Origin of the sequence: Gracilimonas mengyeensis, from assembly GCF_900182705.1 — a bacterium.
Taxonomy (GTDB): Bacteria; Bacteroidota; Rhodothermia; order Balneolales; family Balneolaceae; genus Gracilimonas; species Gracilimonas mengyeensis.
Map to the genome: position 1 here is coordinate 278,913 of NZ_FXTP01000001.1, position 18,362 is coordinate 297,274.

The window sequence follows — 18,362 nt, forward strand, 5'->3', positions numbered from 1 at the left end:
GGGGGTTAAAAAATAAGGCTGTTCGTTGACAACATAGCGAGAAATCATGACTGACCGTTGGTATTGGGTTTCTTGGGAATTGTAAACAAGAAATTACACCCTTTGCCTTCCTCTGATTCTACCCAGATTTTACCACCATGGCGCTCCACAATCTTTTTGCTAATAGCGAGTCCAATCCCGGTACCTGAGTATTCATCACGGGTATGAAGTCTCTGAAATATTTGGAAGATGGTATCCTGGAATTCTTCTTTAATTCCAATTCCATTATCCTTGACAGAGATTTTCCAAAACAGGCCAGCATCTTCAGCACTAACTATAATTTTCGGAGTGGTATCAGGTTTATGATATTTTAATGCGTTGTTTATGAGGTTTTGGAATAATTGTTTTATTGCTCCTGGATTCACAGATACTTTTGGAAGTTCCCCAACCTCGATCATGGCCTGCTTTTCATCAATATGAGTTCGTTCCAGCGATTGAACTTCTATTAGTAACCTGTTAAGCTCTACATCAGAACGTTGTTTATCCCCATTATTTAGTCTGGAATAGTTGAGCAGGTCAAGAATAATTTGACGCATTCTCTGAGCACCATCTACAGCAAAATGAATGTACTGATTGGCTTTCTCATCCAGCTTATCAGCGTATTTTTTATCTAACTGGGTGAGGAAGCTTGTAACCATACGGAGGGGTTCCTGGAGGTCATGAGAAGCTACGTAGGCAAATTGTTCAAGTTCAGCGTTAGAGGCTGCAAGTTCTTTGGCGTGCTCCTCTAACTCATTATTCAAACTTTTTAGTTCAGCCTCATACTCTTTTTGACTGGTAATATCAGTCATAGCTCCAACTACACGTATTACATTTCCTTGTTGATTCCGAATAAAATTGGCCCGGTCGATGGTATAGGCATAGGAGCCGTCTTTTCTTTTAAACCGGTACTCTTCTTGCCAATTCGATTTTTTAGAATCGTTCATATACTGATTGATCTTTGTTGCAATCCGCTCACGGTCATCAGGGTGAATTCTTGACAACAAGAAATCAAGGCTAGGGGTTATTTCATTCAAATCATAACCAAATAGTGTTTCAAAACCTTTACCCCAGAACAGAGAATTTTCGACTACATTAAAATCCCAAATGGCATCATTGGTGGCTTCTGTAACTTTTTCGAAGCGTTCATTTATGTGACGTATTTTTTCTTCGTTTTTCTTTCGATCCGTAATGTCTTTGAAGAATACAGAGATACCCTTAGCAGAAGGGTAGGCATTGATATCGTACCACTTATCTTCTTTTTCGTAATAATCTTCAAAATGAACATTCACCCGCTCAAACATTACCCGGTGAAAGTGAGTGTAGGAAGGCTGGTCAATCCAGGATTCAAAAATATCCCAAAGGTTTTCTTTAAGTATGTTTTGTTTAGGTACTTTCAATAATTGTTCTGCCGCTCGATTCCAGTAAGTAACCTGCCAATTTTGGTCCAAGGTGAAGAAACCATCTCCAATACTTTCCAGAATAATTTCCTTCTCTTCATAGGCTTTCTGCAGCTTAACTTCCGTGGCTTTTTTCTCAGTGATATCCTGAACTGTGCCTTCCAAGATAGCTTCTTCCGAATTTTCTGGTTTTACCACATTGCCTAAAATATGCAACCATTTTACCGAACCATCCGGCATTTTCAGGCGATGTTCCATATTCACCGGATCATGGTTTGTGATGGCGTTGGTATTCTGCTCTAAAAACAGTTCTCGTTCTCCGGGGTACAAGCGCTCCAAAATGGTCTCAAAATCAATTTCATCTTGCTCCGGATCCATTCCCCAAATTTCATAGGCCTGTTCCGACCAATAGATATCACCCGATTCCATGCCCACTCGCCAATATCCCAGTTTGGCTATTTTTTGGGCCGTTTTTAGTTTTTTATTTGAAGCCTGTAATTCTTCCGCGGCCTGCTTACGCTCCGAGATATCCCTGAAAAACACACTTAAGCCTTCTTTAGAAGGATAGCCATTAGCTTCAAACCATTTACCCAGGCGTGGGTAATATTCTTCAAAATGGACCGCTTCCTGTTGCTCCAAGGCCCGTTCATATTCACTAAAAAATTTAAGTTCTTTAGCATCTTCAAAACTATCCCACAGATTATTGCCTAACACTTCCTCACGGGATATACCAGTAATGTCTTCGGCCTGCTTGTTCCAATAGGTTACCGTCCAGTTTTCGTCTATAGCAAAAAAGGCTTCGGTAATGCGTTCCAAAATACGTTGGCGTTCTTTATGGGCTTCCAGCATATTTAGCTGGGCTTCCTTTCTTTCATGGATATCCTGGAAGCTTCCATACAGGCCCACACAGTCGCCATCTATAATTTGTGCTTCACCTTTCACCCTAATCCATTTTTCGTTGCCCAGGGCTGTTACTATTTGTAATTCCACATCCCAGGGGGTTCCTTTTTCAATGGCTTGATCTAGTGCCTGTTGTATGGCTTCCCGGCTTTCACCTTCTTTATAAAAAAGAATGCCTTCTTCCAGAGTGGGCTCGTACTCTTCATCTACCTCGTGTATTTCGCGTGTGATGGGAGACCAGTACACTTCTTCTTTTTCAAAGTCTACTTCCCATGCACCAATCTGAGCCATTTTTTGCGCCTGGTTCAGCAACTGTTCCAACTCTGTTTTTTCTGTTACATCCCGGCCGTAAGTAAATACAAAACCATCTTCCCCAAATACATCCGATGAGCTCCAGGATATCCACCGGTATTCTCCATTTTTGGTTCGCCACCGATTTACATAGTTATTGGCCTGACGCTCCCCGGAAATGGTTTCACTGTATTCTTTCTGGGTTTCCTGCAGGTCATCCGGGTGTACAAAGTTCTCGTAATTTTGGGATGTGAGCTCTTCTTCAGTGTATCCCAGCAAATCACAAAAAGCGGGATTAACTTTTACAAATCGCTTGTCAGAAGCGGTGATAGCAAGAATATCCGGGGCGCTTTCAAATAACAACAGCATTTCTTCTTCCTGTTGTTTTCGTTTGATTTCTGCCCCAAGGAAATCAGTTAAGGATTCATATGGCATCATTTTTCTGCGAATGGCCTCCGAACTTCTACTGCTACCCAGCACTAATACGCCTACCAACCTACCATTATGAAATAGGGGAAACCCGGCGGCAGATTTTAACCCCGCTTTATCGGCCGCTTCATGCCTGAGAAATGATTGGTTATTGTCAATATCATCCCAAACCAGAAGTTCCTGCGCTTCCCAAACCATGCCAGGAAGGCCGGTTCCTTTTTTGAAGGTTGTAATTTCTCTGCTATTGCGTAGAAATTCAGCTCCATTCATACTCACTGAGTAGGAAGATATCATGTGCAGCACTTTTTCATCAGTACTGGTTAGCCAAATTTCAGCCGTATCAAATTTTTCATACTCTGCAAGAAACTCCGTCAGGTTACCTAAAATAGGCGATAGCCGTTTCTCCTCTTTAAAAAATTGGGATACCTGTTGTTGTAGTTTAGTATGTATTTCGGCTTGTTTCTTTTCGCTGATATCCCGCAAGGCCCCAATCATGCGTGTAGGTTGGCCGTCTTCATCCCGAATAATATAGCCGTGTTCCACAACATGGGCATAGCTTCCGTCGGCTTTTTTAAAACGGTATTCGTAAGACCATTTATTCATAGAAGCATCGCGCAGGGTATAGGAAAGGTCTCGCTGTACTTCTTCAAGGTCGTCGGGATACACCAATTTTTCCCATTCTTTAAGTGGAAATGGATCCTCTTTTTGAGTGTGTCCGAACAAAGCTTCAAAGCCATCCCCCCACTGCACATGATCTTTTTTTATGTCCCATTCATAGATGGCATCCATAGAAGCTTTACTTACATAATTGTAGCGTTCAAGGCTTTCTTTCAGCTGCTCCTCGTACCGTTTACGTTCTGTAATATTAGTTAGGGCGCCTACAATACCAACCACTTCACCATTTTTCTTCAATGGAGCTTCGTTTACTTCTACCCAAATTATTTCCCCATCGGCTTTCCTTAGCTGTAACTCGTAGGCGGGCTGTATCTCTCCAGTTTTTATGGCTTTGTGGGTTAAGGCTTCTCCCTTTTTATTCAGGGGATGGTCGGTAATAAACTCCGTCCATTTCAGCTTGGCATCATCCGGAGAGTAGCCTAAAAACTCCATGCTTTGTGCACTCACATAGGTTAAAAGGCCATCCGTATCGTGCTGGTAGAACATGTTGGAACTGTGCTCCACAACATTGCGATATTTCTCTTCGGTTTTTTTAAGCTTCTCCCGCTTCTGTATTTGATCAATTTTTTGGGATAACTGAAGCGCTATAGCCTGTAATAATTCTTTTTCTTCGGCTAAAAAAGGATGCTCGGTCAAATTATCATCTACATCACGATAAATAATCTCAACGGTTAAAAACTTGTCAGATAATCGTTTGCCGGATTCAGCTAACTTATATCTACTATCTTCAAAGTTTTTGGTTTGATACTTTTGATTATCCCATTTGATACAGCATTCCGAAAGCTCATTGTATTTAAAACCCTGGGGAATAATGTGTGAGGCTTTTTCCAACAGTTGGTCAATAGAAAGTTCTTGTTCTTCAATGTTGCTAATTTCATACAAGCATCGCTGTTCTTTTACACGCTCAAGAAAATTGCTATGCGATTGTTTAAGCTCCTGCTCTACATTTTTGATCTCTGTGATATCCTGCGTACTGCCATACACCCGTTTACACTCTCCATCCTGAAATTCAGCCTCACCAACAGCCCTGATCCATTTTTCATTACCCTTAGCAGTAACAATCTCTAATTCCAGGTCAAAAGAGGAACCTTCATTAATGGTTTTTTCTATTGCTTCCGTAATCTTTTCCTGGCTCCAGCCTTCTTTATAAAAGCCAAGGGCTGACTCCAGATCAGGTTCATAATCAGGAGCTACTTCATGCACTTCCTTTACAAAAGTAGACCAATAGAGCTTTTGCTTTTCAACGTTTAGTTCCCAATTCCCAATTTTGGCCAGTTTATAAGCTTGCTCCAGTTTTTGTTCCAGCTCTTTTTCAGGAGTAATGTCAATCATTAAGCCGCGCAGGTGAACTGGCTGGCCATCTTCTTTAATTACAGTTACTACATCCCGTATCCAAATGTATTCCCCGTCAGCCCTTTGCATACGGTACTCAAAAGTGTGATTAATGCCTTCCTGCGTTTGGCTTTTACAAAAACCTACGGCTTCCTCACGATCTTGTGGATGTATTTTGTTTTGCCAAAACTCTGAGGAGCCCTGCCATTCTGCTGGAGAATACCCCAAAATACGCTGCACCTGCGGACTTACATAGGTGAAAGTAAATGAGGTCGCATCTGCTTCCCAAATCACCCCATCTATGGTTTGTACCAGCGATTGATACTTTTCCTTGGTTTTTTTAATTCGTTTTTCCGCTTTTACCCGGTCGGTAATTTCCCTGAAATTGTCCACAATTCCGCCCACATTGGGATCATGCAGCATGTTGGTGATGGTACCTTCAAACCAGTGCCAGCTGCCATCTTTATGCTGCATACGGGCAGGGGTTACTTCCATGGGCATCCCCGGCTGCTGCAGGCATTTTTCAAGCTCGCTGTAAATAATATGGATATCATCCGGGTGCACAACAGCTTCAACATCCAAATTCATGGCTTCATCAACCTCGTAGCCCAAAACCTTTTTTAAGGAGGGAGATACATATGAAGGGCTGCCATCAGGCTGTAAAATAAATAACACATCGTTCCCGGTTTCTACCAACGCACGGTACCGGGCTTCGCTTTCTTCAAGCTGGGCTTTGTAGTACAACTCGTCCGTTTTTTCATAGATGGAAACCAACGCTCCGTAAATGTTACCATTCTCGTTAAAAGCGGGACGATACGTCGTATAAAAGTAGCGATTTTGTCCATTGGTGTTGGTCATGGACAAATCGGCTTTTATCACTTCTCCGTCAAATACTTGATCTAAAATATCATGGACTTTTTCTACCCGATCTGGCAAGGCAAATTCTATGATACTTGTGCTTTTCCGGGGTCTTTTATCAAATATATCCTGGCATTTTTCGGCATAGGCTTCATTAAAGTTCAGGATATTTAAATCCCGGTTTATCAGAACAAAGCTGTCCTCTGCGCTATTTAGCATTAAGTTGGCTTCGCGTTCGCTAATTTTATTGTCTGTGATATCATGTATGGTGTTGATGATATAGTCAACGCCGCCGGAATCATTGCAAACAGGAGTATTTATGACTTCCCAATATCTTTCATCAAAATCCTGATCCCTTTTTACCAAGTCATAACGGAGGCTTGTAATACGGTCGGTAATCTTCTTCTGTAGTACTTTTCGAAATGACTTGAGTAACTCAGAGGTGCCATCTCCGCGTATATCAATCTGATTGGGAGGGAAGGCTTCAAACAGAGGTTGGCCCAGCAATACATTCTCTTGTTGATCCAAAATATCTAAGGCAGCTTTATTTACTTCTAAGATGGTAAAGTCAGGATCATCTGCTCTAAGAATGAGCGTAGGCGTAGGGGAAGCTTTAAAAATCTTGATGATCGTATCTTGGTTATCCATATCATTATACCTAAACAAATTCCGGCCCTGAAAGCTCAATTTATTACTACCAACCACTAAGTTGTATTCGTTTATCGCGCTACTATTTGTGAAACCTAAACAACTATTTGATTATTAAAATAAATTAATCTTCATCATATGGCAATAAAAAAAGCCGCTAGCTTGCGGCTTTTTTCCTAATCATTTTTTTGATAAAAATTTAAGTGATAATTATGTAATAGCTTAATATGCATTCTTAATAATAGCCATATCGATATATTTTAAGGTTACGGATCCAGACCGTAGTACTCTGCTACCATTTCATAATTCCGGTAATCCATACCTTTGCTGCGTACGATTTCAGAAGGAGGTATGGCTATCACACGTAGAACATCACGATCAAAAAGAGCAACATTAGCGTTGTTGTTGTCAGCCACTTCACCTTCTATTATTAAACTGAAGTCTTCAACATCGAAGGAGTATCGAAGGTTAACTAAATCATTTTCGTAGGGAACGGAAAATGGGAGGGCTTGCCAGGCTGTGGTTCCTTCAAATCGCAAATAGCCCATCACCAGTCCCTGGTCTACCATATATTCATCTAAATTATCCCATCCATAGCTTGCTACACTAACAAATTCATCTTCATGAATAAAATCATTAGCACGTATGGTAATGGTGCTGGAATAAACAAGGTCTACATCAGCTTCAATGTCATTTTCATAAACGGTACACGATGAGATTATAAATAAGCCGGCAAGTATAAGTGTAAATTTTATTGCTTTCATGATCTTCTCCATTATTAGTGTTTGTTCCATTGGAACTGAGAGAAGAATACGGCTCTAAGACGAATGCTATAATCGCATGTTTGGGTTATTCCAGTTGGTCATTGTCTGATTATCATCAGGTCTTTATCCAACTATATCAATGCTAATTAAAATCGAGAGGAGTGGTTTTGGGTTGCAAGCTGATACATAGCGAAGTTAATCTTAATTCCAGATTTAGGTTGGAATAGGTCAATAAAGACGCCATAAGGATCATGAATGATCACAAAGAGGGATGTGCAGCAAAGCCAGCAATATATCAACTTGTAAGCAGATCATACGTTTCTTTCGGCTTTAAGACAAAACGTGGATTTTGATTTAATCTTTTGCCGAGGGCGGGAGAGGTCATTTCAACCGCAACCGTTTGAACAGTATCCTCTGAAATTTGGACTACACTGATTTGCCCCATAATCACTACAATCTGCTCCACTTGACCAATGGCATTGGCCAGTTGTTGTGCCGCATCGGCTACTTTCTTATTAACTTTATCATTCTCCTTTTTCATGAAAACAGCTTCAAGGGCTTCTTTTCCTGGCGCAAAGATATTGTAGATATTTTCCTTGTCATTCTCTCTTTTACGGAGGTAGGTCAAATGTTGGAAAAATGGAGCATAGGTAGGTTCGTCAAAAATCTCTAATTGGAAACCAAGTGACTCCATTAGCTTTTTGCCAGCTTCAAGAATTTCTGCGGATACTTGTTTTGAGATACCATGATCCGGTATCCCTATATAAATGTCAGAGAGAAAACGGCTGGAGGATGCAGTAGTTAAGGTATCTTTGGGTTCCGCATCGGAGGTCGCATCGCCTTTATCTGATGAGGTTGCGTTATCAGAAGGTGAAGCTTTTTCTTCTTGTTTGTGTTCTTTCTTTTGATCTGTTGATTCTTCTTTGGTCTCTTTTTTTGCAGCTTTCTCAACTTCTTCTGCAGGCTTCTTTTGTTCACTTTGCCCATTGGTTGATATTGCGCCGGGATTATCCAAGTCGATCTGTACATTTGCACCCGATTTGATATCAGCATTAACCGTGGCGCCTTCTTCAATAGCAAAATGTTTGGCAAATATTTGTCCGTCGATACTGGCGCTACCGCTCACGGTCAGTTTTTCTTTTGCATGAAGTTCTCCTTCAACTTTACCAGAGATCTCTATATTCATGGCTACAAAAATGCCCTTTAGCCTACCGGTATTGCTGAGAATAATTTTTTCGTTAGAATGCAGGTTACCTTCAACCACGCCGGCTATGCGAATGCTTTGATCGGTTTTAATATCAGCCCGGAGAGTAGTGCCTTCAGCAATCTGTGTAATACTTTTGGTAGGGTCTTTGGTTTCCACGGTGTATAAATTTGGTTAACCATTTATGTTAGCAGCATTTAAAATATCCAAAGTGTAGGATAGATGCGGAAGAGTTTTTAGATGCTTCACAAACCCATTCCCTTATAAATGTCTTATCGGCGATACTTACGAATTTATTAAATCATTGAATGTTCAAGCACTCAAATCTATTATTTTTTTTGAGCAATAAGCTATAAAGTCAATAAAATTTATGTATGTAGATGCAGATAAAATCGAAATAAAAAACATTACACTGATTATATGAAGTATCTAATAGCTTGAGTTAGACGATGGGGTATATACATAATTTCGCCTCTCTTTTTCTAATTAAGAATGGCATCAGTTTCCATTAGCTATTGCATTTTTAAATTAGCGGAAATTGGCATTTCATTCATGTTCACTTTCCTTATCTTTGCCACCGATGGCACGCAAACCCAACAGCAATCAAATATATAAACAGGTAGCAGGTGAACTAAAATCAGGGAACCTGAAACCCGTGTACTATCTATTCGGGGAGGAAGAATTCTATCTCGACCGTTTGCTGAATCACTTTTCAAAGATCATCCCCGAAGAACAAAAGGATTTTAACTTTGATTTGCTATATGGCCAAGAGGTAAGCCCGGCCAAAGCCTTATCTATTGCCCGAAGCTTTCCCATGATGGCAGAGCGACGGGTACTCATCATCCGTAACTTTATGCAGATTAGTAAAGGAGGGACAGATGAGGGAGCAGCCAGTGGCCACATCAACGATTTCATTTCTTATATAGAAAATCCCAACCCCAGCACCTTGCTGGTTTTGTTTGATGAAAAGAAACCTCCGGGGAATACCAATTTGGGTAAAACTGTCAAGAAAAATAATAATGTCGGTTTTCATGAATTTGAACGCATGGCGGATTACCTGATCCCTGATTGGGTAATAGAGTGGGTGCAAAGTCATCATGATAAAAGAATAGAGCCTGCAGCAGCCCAGTTGTTGGCCCAGTTTGTGGGTAATAACCTGCAGGTACTGTCCACAGAAATAGATAAAGTGTGTACTTTTGTGGACACTTCTGATACCGTTTCAGAAGCCGATGTAAAAAAAATAATCGGCTCATATCGCGAATTTACGGCCATAGAGCTTAAAGAGGCCATTATTTCGCGAAATATGGAACAAGCCCTGTATATCTCGGAACAGATGTTGCAACATACTAAGTCAGACACGGGAGAATTAATTCGTCTCGTGGGGTTCTTTAACAGTGTGTTTGTAAATATCTGGCAGATTTTGAGGTTATCCGAGAAAGGGCTGGTCAAGAGTCAAATCCAGAAAGAGTTGGGTATCGGCAGCAGCTGGTACTTCAACAAACTCTGGGAGGATGCCTCAAATTTTCGATACAGTGACATGCCACGTATTTTTGAAGCTTTACTGGATGCAGATCGCTCCGCTAAAGGCTTCAGCACATTAGACTCCACTTCGATTTTATTCTTCCTGGTCAAGCGAATCATCGGGTAAGGACGATTCGCGACTAACGAGAATCGTAAAAAAATGGAGTTTTATTATGAATGCGTTCCAAGCATCATCTGTGAAGAAATATGACGATGAAGATTTAATGGAATATTTTCAAAATGGTGAGGAGACCGCTTTTAATGAACTGGTTTTCCGCTATGAAGATCGCCTCCATAACTTCTTATACCGATATACCCACGACCATCAGGATTGCGAAGACCTGGTACAGGAAACTTTTTTAAGAGTACATAAAAGCAAGCATTCCTATGAACGGATTGCCAAGTTTTCTACCTGGATGTACACCATTGCTTTGAACCTGGCTAAGAGTTTATATAAAAAGAAGCAACGCATGTATAAAGTGTCGATTCACAAGGATGAGTCTGACCCCGATGATAGAGAGCTTCTCCTGGAGGATAGTAACATCCTTCAGGATGATGCTCTCCATGAACAATTATGCATGGAGCAGCTTGAAAAAGCACTTCAAGAACTTCCGGACGATTTCCGGGAAGTGGTTGTGCTCAGAGACTTACAACAGCTTACATACGAAGAAATTTCGGAAATTACCGACACGCCGATGGGCACGGTTAAATCCCGAATCAACCGTGGTCGTTCTCAGGTTCAAGCCCTGATAAAAGATTACGTAAAGTTGGGAACAAATTAGAAAACAAAGGCTATGAGGGATTGATGACCCTTAACTAAACATCAATCCCTTATGTCTTACTTAGAAAAAGAATATCATCCGGTTATCGAGGATTATATAACCGATTACGTAGATGAAAACCTGAGTTCGGTGGAGAGAGAAACTTTTGAGGAAGTGCTGGTTCACGATGATGACCTGCGTGAACTGGCATTTTCTGCGAAAGAAGGAAAAAAATTGCTTGAACAATACCGATTATTAAAGATGAAGAAATAAAAGGGTAAAGAGCTACTTTAGCACATCCGACCATTCTTGCTTCTTGTCGAATACGCTGCGTGCAAATGGACAGAGTGGTAAAATGGATATTTCATTATTTCTGGCAAATTCAACGCTTGCTTTAACCAATTGTACACCCAGATGTTGGCCTCTGTAGTCATCTGATACCTGGGTATGATCAATAATTATTTTTGAAGGCCCCGCTTTAGAGTAGGTCATTTCTGCTACATCAGTCCCATCTTGTTCAATAAAAAAGCGACCTTTGGTATCCTTTTCTTCGTGCTGTACGTTCATATGCGGCTAATTTTTTAGTGTGATGTATTTCTTACTTCTAAAAATATTTTGTCAGCCCATCTAATGTACATAAGTATTCGATATTCATCATTAGGTTCTGTTGAAACTGTCTGAGCCAGCCTATTTATCTATTCTATCTTTTATTAACGTCAGTTCCAGATAAAATCTCAACTTTAACTGTAATTGCTCCGGCCTTCAGGCCGGTGGAGAATGAAAAGAAAAATAAAGTTTTGCCCCAGTGGAGCTACAAAATTATTCGTTCTTCAAATCTTTGGCTGTATGGTCTTTTACCATTCGTGCCGCCAACCCTCAACAAACGTATGGACTTTAATACCACCAAAATTCGGGTACTTTATTAAAGAGGTTCGCTTTCACCGGCCTGAAGTTCGGAGCAACTTATTTCTTATCTCGAACTGACGTTTTATTAATAAAAATAGATTGATATCTGTTATCTTGTTTCCGTTTAAAAATAACAGTCCATCAATTTTTAGTATGCAGATTTCAGCTCGTTTGGGTGTTAAAAATTTCACTTACAGTATAGTATTCTTTTGTTTGTTTTGCATTTCATGTGCTGATCAATCCAAGAAAAACGACTCTTTTGATTTAGATTCTTATGCTCGTATAGAAGAACCAGCAAGGGATGAAGTTTCAGGTATTGTCAAAAGTAGCAGGGAAGAAGAGGTTTACTGGGTACACGGAGATTCGGGTACGGATCCTAAAATATTTCCCATTAAAAAGACTGGCAAAATCGCATCCCAAAATCATAAAGAAGGAGTAGAGCTTTATGATGTAGACAATAATGATTGGGAAGAAATTGCAATGGATGATGAATCTAACCTGATTGTGGCTGATATTGGTAACAACTGCCTTTGCAGGGATGATTTATCGCTTATTTATTTTCCTGAGCCTGGAATTGAACGAAAAGCGGTTGGAAATTACCAGCAGGTTTATATTCAATACCCACAGGCTATGGAAACAAGCCCACCCGATGCAGAAGCCGTTTTTTATAGCAATGACTACCTCTATATCATCACCAAGGTTGATGTCAGTTCCCAATCTCAATTGTATAAACTTCCCTGGCCGGCGAGTTCAAATGCACGCAACAGTGCCTATACCGTAACCCATGTGGATGGCTTTCATTTTGATGATACAGTTACCGCAGCAGATTTCTCTCGCAATGGAGATACCCTGGCTGTTTTAACTTCATCATCCCTTTGGATGTTCACGGATTTTGAGGGAGAGAACTTTTTTGAAGGCAATTCAAAGAAAATCCGGTTTAAAGCAGACCAGGTTGAATCCGTAGCATTTACCGGACAAGGCTCCGTTCTAATTGCCGAAGAAGAAGGCCAATTGTATGAGCTTCCACTGTTTGAATTAAAATAGCTGTGTTAGTCGCTTATTTCTAAGAAGGGGAGCGATCAAACTTATCCCAATCTGGCTTTCGTTTTTCGAGGAAAGCATTACGGCCTTCTTCGGCTTCATCGGTCATGTAAGCCAGGCGGGTAGCTTCGCCGGCAAACACTTGTTGTCCCACCATGCCGTCATCAATGGCATTAAAGGCAAATTTGATCATTTTGATGGCCGTCGGACTTTTCGCAAGGATTTCTTGTGCCCATTCATAAGCCGTTTCTTCCAGTTTTTCGTGAGGAACTACCTTGTTTACCATTCCCATTTCAAAAGCTTCCTTAGCGGAATAGTTGGCACCAAGGAAGAAGATTTCCCGGGCACGTTTTTGTCCAACCTGACGTGCAAGCAAAGCAGAACCAAAGCCACCGTCAAAACTGGCTACATCGGCATCGGTTTGTTTAAAGATGGCGTGTTCTTCACTGGCAATGGTTAAGTCACAGACCACATGCAGGCTGTGCCCACCGCCTACGGCCCAGCCAGGTACCACGGCAATCACCACTTTAGGCATGAAACGGATAAGTCGCTGAACTTCCAGGATGTTGAGCCGAGCAATGCCGTCATCGGCCTTGTAGCCGGTCTTGGAGCGTACGTTTTGATCACCGCCCGAGCAAAAGGCCCATTTTCCATCTTTTGGCGAAGGACCTTCACCGCTAATCAACACTACACCGATGTCGTTGTCTTCTTTGGCATCGCTGAGTGCTTCATACAATTCAAACACCGTTTTAGGTCGAAAGGCATTACGAATCTCCGGTCGATTAAACGCCACACGGGCAACGCCATTGGATTTTTTATAGGTGATGTCTTCGTATTCTTTAACGGTTTGCCAGTTCATAAACGGGAATGGTTTGAAATGAATGGGTTTATTTATCGGAGCAGAAGGTAAGGGCTGCGGCGGTTAAAATACAGGATGTTAGTTGTTTGAATAGGTCTAATAAGAACCCTTCAGGTTTTTTCCAATACATTCAAGCTTCGAGATCACCATAAACCTCCAAGGTTTTAAACGGTGCTGCCGAAACTCAAAAGACTTGATAGAAACCTTGGAGGTTTTACACCGCCAACGCCTTTTCCATCACCGAAATCACCGCCTCCGGCTGATCCAAATGCACGCGATGGCCGGCCTCTTTTATACTGTGCAGCTTGGCATCGGCAATTTCCTTTTCCATAGTGCGGTTGATATGCACAAACTTGGAATCCTTCTCGCCGGCAATCAGGTGTACGGGTACTTTAAGTTCACCTAACCGGTCGCGCGCACACGGCATAGTTCCTGTGCCAAAGCCCTGTAAGCTGTTGGCCAGCCAAAAAGGATTTTGATGCTGCTGAATTTCTTTATTCCGTTTCAAAAGTTCCTTCTCAGCTGTGGATGAAGCAAAAAGGGGCATTTTCTGCCAGGATTCCAGGAAGCCTTTAAAGTTGCCGGTCAGGTCATCCGAGCGTCGGGCATCCAACGATTGACGGGCTTGACGTTCGGTTTCATCCTCTATACCAAAGGTGCTGCTTTCCAATATCAACCCGCGAAATAAATGCGGTTGATGCAAGGCCAATTGTAGCGCCAGACGTCCGCCCATGCTATAGCCGTAAAGATAGAGGGGAATGTGTAGCTGCTCACTGATCAACTTTGAGAGATCCGCCACTTGTTCTTTGGTCGAAAAACGATAATGTAGTTCCGCACCTTCCGACTTCCCATGCCCTAATAAATCAATGGTGATAGGATTACAAAATGATCTTAACTCAGGGATGAGGTGATCAAAACTTTGGAAGCTCCCCATAAAGCCATGTAACAATACCAATGCAGGAAGTTGTTCCTTATCCTGATGAATCACAAAATGATAGGAAATACCGCGAACGCGAATGTTCATGAACCAGGGTTCAGTTTCAATTTAAAATTCCATAGTGCGTGGCGCTGTTCCATCGATTTTTCTGCATCAGTCATACATTCCATTACATGAAGACCATTTCTTTTCTTTAGCTTATGAAAAACAGGAGCAATCTGATCCGGTTTGGAAACCAGCGTGTGATGTATGCCGTGTGCCCGGCAGAGGGCTGCAATTTTAACCTGTTGGGGCGTCTCAAAATACTCGGTGTATTTGCTGCGAATATCATGCACCGGCAGCATTCTGAAAATGGTACCGCCGCCGTTATTCAACACAATCACAACCAGGGGTTTATCAACCGATGCGGCTTGCAACAGCGCGTTGGAATCATGAAGGAAAGCAATATCTCCGACAAATAACACCCCGGGTTTTTGGGATGAAAGGCTCAAACCAATAGCGGTTGAAGTGATTCCGTCAATGCCAGCAGCTCCACGGTTCATGTACACTTCCCGACCGTCAAAATCTCCAAAAAGTGACATATCCCGGGCCGGAAAAGAGTTGGAGAGCATGGTAAAAGATTCATCCGGAAACTGGTTGGTAACGGTGGAAAATATCAACCCATCAGTTAAGGGTGTAGATGGTTCAAGCTGTTCATTCCTAAATACATTAAAAGCCTGTTCCGCTTGCTTCCACGTTGCAAGCCAGCTTTCTTGGGCTGAGCCCGTTACTTCAGGAATGGCTATCGGCCCTGTTAGATCGATGTGTTTATGACCAGAAAGTGAACCATCATTCCATCGGCCCGCTCTCCGAAAAACGATCTGCATAGCTTCGGATTGTTCCATATACAGATTCAGAGCCTTGCTAACGGGCTGTGCTCCAAATCGTAAAATTAGATCAGCGTTCAGCAGGTTTCTGTTTTTCTCATTCCGCAAAAAGCCGTCAAACCCCTGTATGTTTTGGGGTGATGAGGGGAGGGCCGCACCAGGCTCGGCAATTACCGGGGCTTTAAGCGTCTGCGCCAGCTCATGGATATATTCATTCTTTTCAGGATGATCGGAAGCGGAAGCAGGTCCTACGACAATTAGTGGTCTTTCAGCTGAAACCAAATCCGACCAAAAAGTCTCGCCTAATTCCATATTCCCTTGTTTTATGGAATAGGAAGGAGGGGGCTGAAGAAGTTTCCCATTTTCAAATTCAACTTCTTCGAGATATTCAGCTTTGGGCTCAAAGGGCTTGGAAAAGGCAAAATTCAGGTGCGCTACACCTTCTTGTTCCATGGCATGCTGTACAGCCTGTCGTGACGCCATTTTCAGGCGTTTGGTGCTTTGCTCTCTTTCGTTTGGTTCTCCCGCTTCGTGGAAAAAAACCGGGTAATCGCCAAAAATTTTAAGCTGATCGATGGTTTGGGAAGCTCCCAGTCCACGCTGATGCGGCGGACGATCTGCACTGGCCACAATCATAGGAACGCCGGATTGTGTGGCTTCAATCACCGCAGGAAAATAGTTAGCTACAGCCGTACCCGAAGTACAAACCAACACCGCAGGAATGCCACTTTCTTTGGCTATCCCCAAAGCGGTAAAAGCAGCCGAACGTTCATCAATAATAACGTGCGTCTTGAAACCAGGGTGAGCTGAAAAAGCTAAGGTTAAAGCTGTGGATCGAGATCCGGGAGATATAATGACGTGTCGTACACCTTCTTCATAAAGTGCACGAACAAAGGTTGTGCTCCATTTAAATGCAGCATTTTGCAGATTATCGTCGGGCATGTTCCAGGGCAGTTAACATGGGGATAAACTTGAGGTTGGTTTCGTCCCATTCTTTCTTGGGATCGGAATCTTCCACAATACCACATCCGGCAAAAAAGCGCACTTCGTCTTCTTTTATAAGTCCGCTGCGAATGGCTACTACAAATTCACCCTCACCGCTGGTGTTAATCCAGCCAATAGGGGCAGCATACCAACCACGATCAAAATGCTCCAGTTTGCTGATGTACGGCATGGCTTCTTCTCGTGGATATCCGCCTACAGCGGGAGTGGGATGGAGGCGTGAAAGCACCTCGGTACGTGATACCCCTTTCTTAATTCTGGCATGTACAGGGGTATACAAATGTTGCACATTCGACAGTTTTTTTATACCCGGTTTTTCAGGATATTCGTACACCTCGGAATATTGCTCAAGATGTTCACCAATGGCATCCAATACAAAAGCGTGTTCACTTAGATCTTTGTGAGAATGCAATAGCTGGTGCTCCAGTACGGCGTCTTCGCTGGCTGTTTTACCCCGCGAGATACTTCCGGCCAGACCTTCGGTAAGTACATGACGCTCTTTAAAAGAAGCAAGGCGTTCAGGGGTACTTCCAATAAAGCTGGATTTCCCATTTTGACTCACTAAAAAGGAATAACAATCCGGATACTGGCTGCGCAAATAGTTTAGGATATGAGTATCAGAGACCGATTCCTGAAGCTGTACTTTGAGCTCCCGTGCCAATACAATTTTTTTAAAAGCTTCATTTTTTATCAGCTCCGTAGCATTTTCTACAGATTCTTTCCAGTTTTTGAATGCAGGAGAGTTAGCACCCGGGGTATCAACTTTAGAATTAAAAAGGGGACGTTTCTGAATTTTGTATCCTTCCACACTGCAAATTTCATGCAGTTGATTTATAGTTTCTACAAACTGCTCATAAATATCTGAAGCCCGATCACCGGATTTAACCTTTTGAGTGACGGTAAGCAAACTCAAATCACCATTATTAATGATAAGCCACTCCGGGAGGGTAAAAGAACCGGCACCATAATCCCGCCAGTTCTGGCCAATGTTGTGATCGAAGAAAGAGAATCCTCCCAACAGGTGCACGGAAGCCATGTGGTGCTGCACTTTCGTGAGGTGATGAACTTTTTCAAGCAGTTTTTTTCCTTCAGTTGATGCCTCACGAAAACGCTGGTCTCCGGTAGTTTGAATGCGTTCAACTTGTCCTCCTGCTGCAATAGCAAATTCATCCGATGGTTTTTCCCAATAGTAGCGGAACGTCTTTTGGGGAGCATGCTGCTCAAGAACCGCCAGAACATCCACTTTTGGTATTCGGATAGAAACCGAGAGGTAATGATATTTATTTACGGGTTGATTGGCTACGATGTCGATAGCGTCTTTCAGCTCAATTTGAGAAATCTGCTGCCGAAAGCATTCTTTGACGTTGTTCAAAACAGGATTCTCTGAATCCATAAGCTACTTCTGTTTTAATTTTCAATCTAAATTGAAAATACGGATAATCACACCAATGTTAAACTATTTTTAAGATTGTTTTTCTAATGCCTTAATAGATAGAACAAAATTGGCTGTCAATAACTATTAGATGGGCTAAGAATAGAGAGAAGGGAGTAGGTATAAATAGTGAACTGAAGCAGTTCAGAGATTTTCAGAAGATCTTGATCTAACTACTCGGCGTCGTCATCTTCACCGTTAGAGTAGGGATTATGAATGCCATACTCGTCGGGATTATATTCGGCCAGCTTAAAGAAATGCTCCCATGCTGCTTCGCTCTTTCCATTATCACCAACCCAGGTTGGGTGACTTTGCTTGATAAGTCCCACTACGCGTTTGGCATATTTCACCCGCTCACCGGTATCCTCAATGCGGGGCAGTGCTGCAATCATTAGGTCTAGATTGTAGCCACAGTCAAAGTCTTTGGGTTTCTTTTGATCTATAAACATGAAAGGTATTTGGTTGAATGAATAGCTGTTCTAAAATAAGTCATATTAGAGATAGATTACAATGGTTTT

13 protein-coding genes are annotated in these 18,362 nt (G+C 42.1%); 4 read left to right on the forward strand and 9 right to left on the reverse strand.

The window, feature by feature from the left end:
• Positions 1 to 44: 44 nt before the first annotated feature.
• The 3 genes from FN815_RS01145 to FN815_RS01155 form a co-directional block, all read right to left on the reverse strand.
• Complete coding sequence (locus tag FN815_RS01145) at positions 45 to 6,551, reverse strand: PAS domain S-box protein (protein WP_142452754.1); 6,507 nt, start codon at positions 6,549 to 6,551, stop codon at positions 45 to 47.
• Positions 6,552 to 6,817: 266 nt separating this feature from the next.
• Complete coding sequence (locus FN815_RS01150; protein WP_142452755.1) at positions 6,818 to 7,315, reverse strand: hypothetical protein; 498 nt, start codon at positions 7,313 to 7,315, stop codon at positions 6,818 to 6,820.
• A 295-nt stretch (positions 7,316 to 7,610) separates the two neighbouring features.
• The gene (locus FN815_RS01155) at positions 7,611 to 8,678 is read right to left on the reverse strand and encodes a bactofilin family protein (RefSeq protein ID WP_142452756.1); all 1,068 of its coding nucleotides are present in this window, start codon (positions 8,676 to 8,678) and stop codon (positions 7,611 to 7,613) included.
• 421 nt (positions 8,679 to 9,099) lie between these two features.
• On the opposite strand from FN815_RS01155, the gene holA reads away from it, so the two are divergent.
• From holA to FN815_RS01170, 3 genes are read left to right on the forward strand one after another with little or no spacing between them, the layout of a single operon-like run.
• The gene (gene holA / locus FN815_RS01160; RefSeq protein ID WP_142452757.1) at positions 9,100 to 10,167 is read left to right on the forward strand and encodes a DNA polymerase III subunit delta; all 1,068 of its coding nucleotides are present in this window, start codon (positions 9,100 to 9,102) and stop codon (positions 10,165 to 10,167) included.
• Between the two features lie 46 nt (positions 10,168 to 10,213).
• Positions 10,214 to 10,822: a sigma-70 family RNA polymerase sigma factor gene (locus tag FN815_RS01165; RefSeq protein ID WP_142452758.1), complete on the forward strand. Its 609-nt coding sequence runs from the start codon at positions 10,214 to 10,216 to the stop codon at positions 10,820 to 10,822.
• A 51-nt stretch (positions 10,823 to 10,873) separates the two neighbouring features.
• Positions 10,874 to 11,074: a hypothetical protein gene (locus FN815_RS01170; protein ID WP_142452759.1), complete on the forward strand. Its 201-nt coding sequence runs from the start codon at positions 10,874 to 10,876 to the stop codon at positions 11,072 to 11,074.
• Between the two features lie 12 nt (positions 11,075 to 11,086).
• Here FN815_RS01170 and FN815_RS01175 read toward each other — a convergent pair whose 3' ends face one another.
• Entirely contained in the window at positions 11,087 to 11,368 is a 282-nt protein-coding gene (locus FN815_RS01175; protein ID WP_142452760.1) for a GNAT family N-acetyltransferase, read from the reverse strand.
• A gap of 492 nt (positions 11,369 to 11,860) precedes the next feature.
• Between FN815_RS01175 and FN815_RS01180 the strand changes: the two genes are divergently transcribed.
• On the forward strand, positions 11,861 to 12,751 hold the full coding sequence (locus FN815_RS01180; protein ID WP_142452761.1) for a hypothetical protein: 891 nt from the start codon (positions 11,861 to 11,863) through the stop codon (positions 12,749 to 12,751).
• Positions 12,752 to 12,770: 19 nt separating this feature from the next.
• On the opposite strand, the gene FN815_RS01185 is transcribed toward FN815_RS01180, so the two are convergent.
• The 5 genes from FN815_RS01185 to FN815_RS01205 form a co-directional block, all read right to left on the reverse strand.
• Positions 12,771 to 13,607: a 1,4-dihydroxy-2-naphthoyl-CoA synthase gene (locus tag FN815_RS01185; protein WP_142452762.1), complete on the reverse strand. Its 837-nt coding sequence runs from the start codon at positions 13,605 to 13,607 to the stop codon at positions 12,771 to 12,773.
• A gap of 214 nt (positions 13,608 to 13,821) precedes the next feature.
• Complete coding sequence (gene menH / locus FN815_RS01190; protein WP_142452763.1) at positions 13,822 to 14,631, reverse strand: 2-succinyl-6-hydroxy-2,4-cyclohexadiene-1-carboxylate synthase; 810 nt, start codon at positions 14,629 to 14,631, stop codon at positions 13,822 to 13,824.
• Positions 14,628 to 16,352 (reverse strand): 2-succinyl-5-enolpyruvyl-6-hydroxy-3-cyclohexene-1-carboxylic-acid synthase, encoded by a 1,725-nt coding sequence (gene menD / locus FN815_RS01195; protein WP_142452764.1) that lies wholly within the window; start codon positions 16,350 to 16,352, stop codon positions 14,628 to 14,630. Before menD ends, menH begins: the two co-directional genes overlap by 4 nt.
• Entirely contained in the window at positions 16,339 to 17,805 is a 1,467-nt protein-coding gene (locus tag FN815_RS01200) for an isochorismate synthase (protein WP_142452765.1), read from the reverse strand. The genes menD and FN815_RS01200 overlap by 14 nt, the downstream gene beginning before the upstream one ends.
• Before the next feature lie 212 nt (positions 17,806 to 18,017).
• Entirely contained in the window at positions 18,018 to 18,293 is a 276-nt protein-coding gene (locus tag FN815_RS01205) for a DUF4290 domain-containing protein (RefSeq protein ID WP_142452766.1), read from the reverse strand.
• Positions 18,294 to 18,362: the final 69 nt, after the last annotated feature.

Excerpts from the sequence above, each read along its gene's own strand:
- FN815_RS01180 (WP_142452761.1), top strand. The coding sequence starts at position 11,861 with ATGCAGATTTCAGCTCGTTTGGGTGTTAAAAATTTCACTTACAGTATA.
- FN815_RS01150 (WP_142452755.1), bottom strand. The coding sequence starts at position 7,315 with ATGAAAGCAATAAAATTTACACTTATACTTGCCGGCTTATTTATAATC.
- FN815_RS01175 (WP_142452760.1), bottom strand. The coding sequence starts at position 11,368 with ATGAACGTACAGCACGAAGAAAAGGATACCAAAGGTCGCTTTTTTATT.
- FN815_RS01185 (WP_142452762.1), bottom strand. The coding sequence starts at position 13,607 with ATGAACTGGCAAACCGTTAAAGAATACGAAGACATCACCTATAAAAAA.
- FN815_RS01145 (WP_142452754.1), bottom strand. The coding sequence starts at position 6,551 with ATGGATAACCAAGATACGATCATCAAGATTTTTAAAGCTTCCCCTACG.
- holA (WP_142452757.1), top strand. The coding sequence starts at position 9,100 with ATGGCACGCAAACCCAACAGCAATCAAATATATAAACAGGTAGCAGGT.
- FN815_RS01170 (WP_142452759.1), top strand. The coding sequence starts at position 10,874 with ATGTCTTACTTAGAAAAAGAATATCATCCGGTTATCGAGGATTATATA.
- menH (WP_142452763.1), bottom strand. The coding sequence starts at position 14,631 with ATGAACATTCGCGTTCGCGGTATTTCCTATCATTTTGTGATTCATCAG.
- FN815_RS01165 (WP_142452758.1), top strand. The coding sequence starts at position 10,214 with ATGAATGCGTTCCAAGCATCATCTGTGAAGAAATATGACGATGAAGAT.
- FN815_RS01200 (WP_142452765.1), bottom strand. The coding sequence starts at position 17,805 with ATGGATTCAGAGAATCCTGTTTTGAACAACGTCAAAGAATGCTTTCGG.
- menD (WP_142452764.1), bottom strand. The coding sequence starts at position 16,352 with ATGCCCGACGATAATCTGCAAAATGCTGCATTTAAATGGAGCACAACC.
- FN815_RS01205 (WP_142452766.1), bottom strand. The coding sequence starts at position 18,293 with ATGTTTATAGATCAAAAGAAACCCAAAGACTTTGACTGTGGCTACAAT.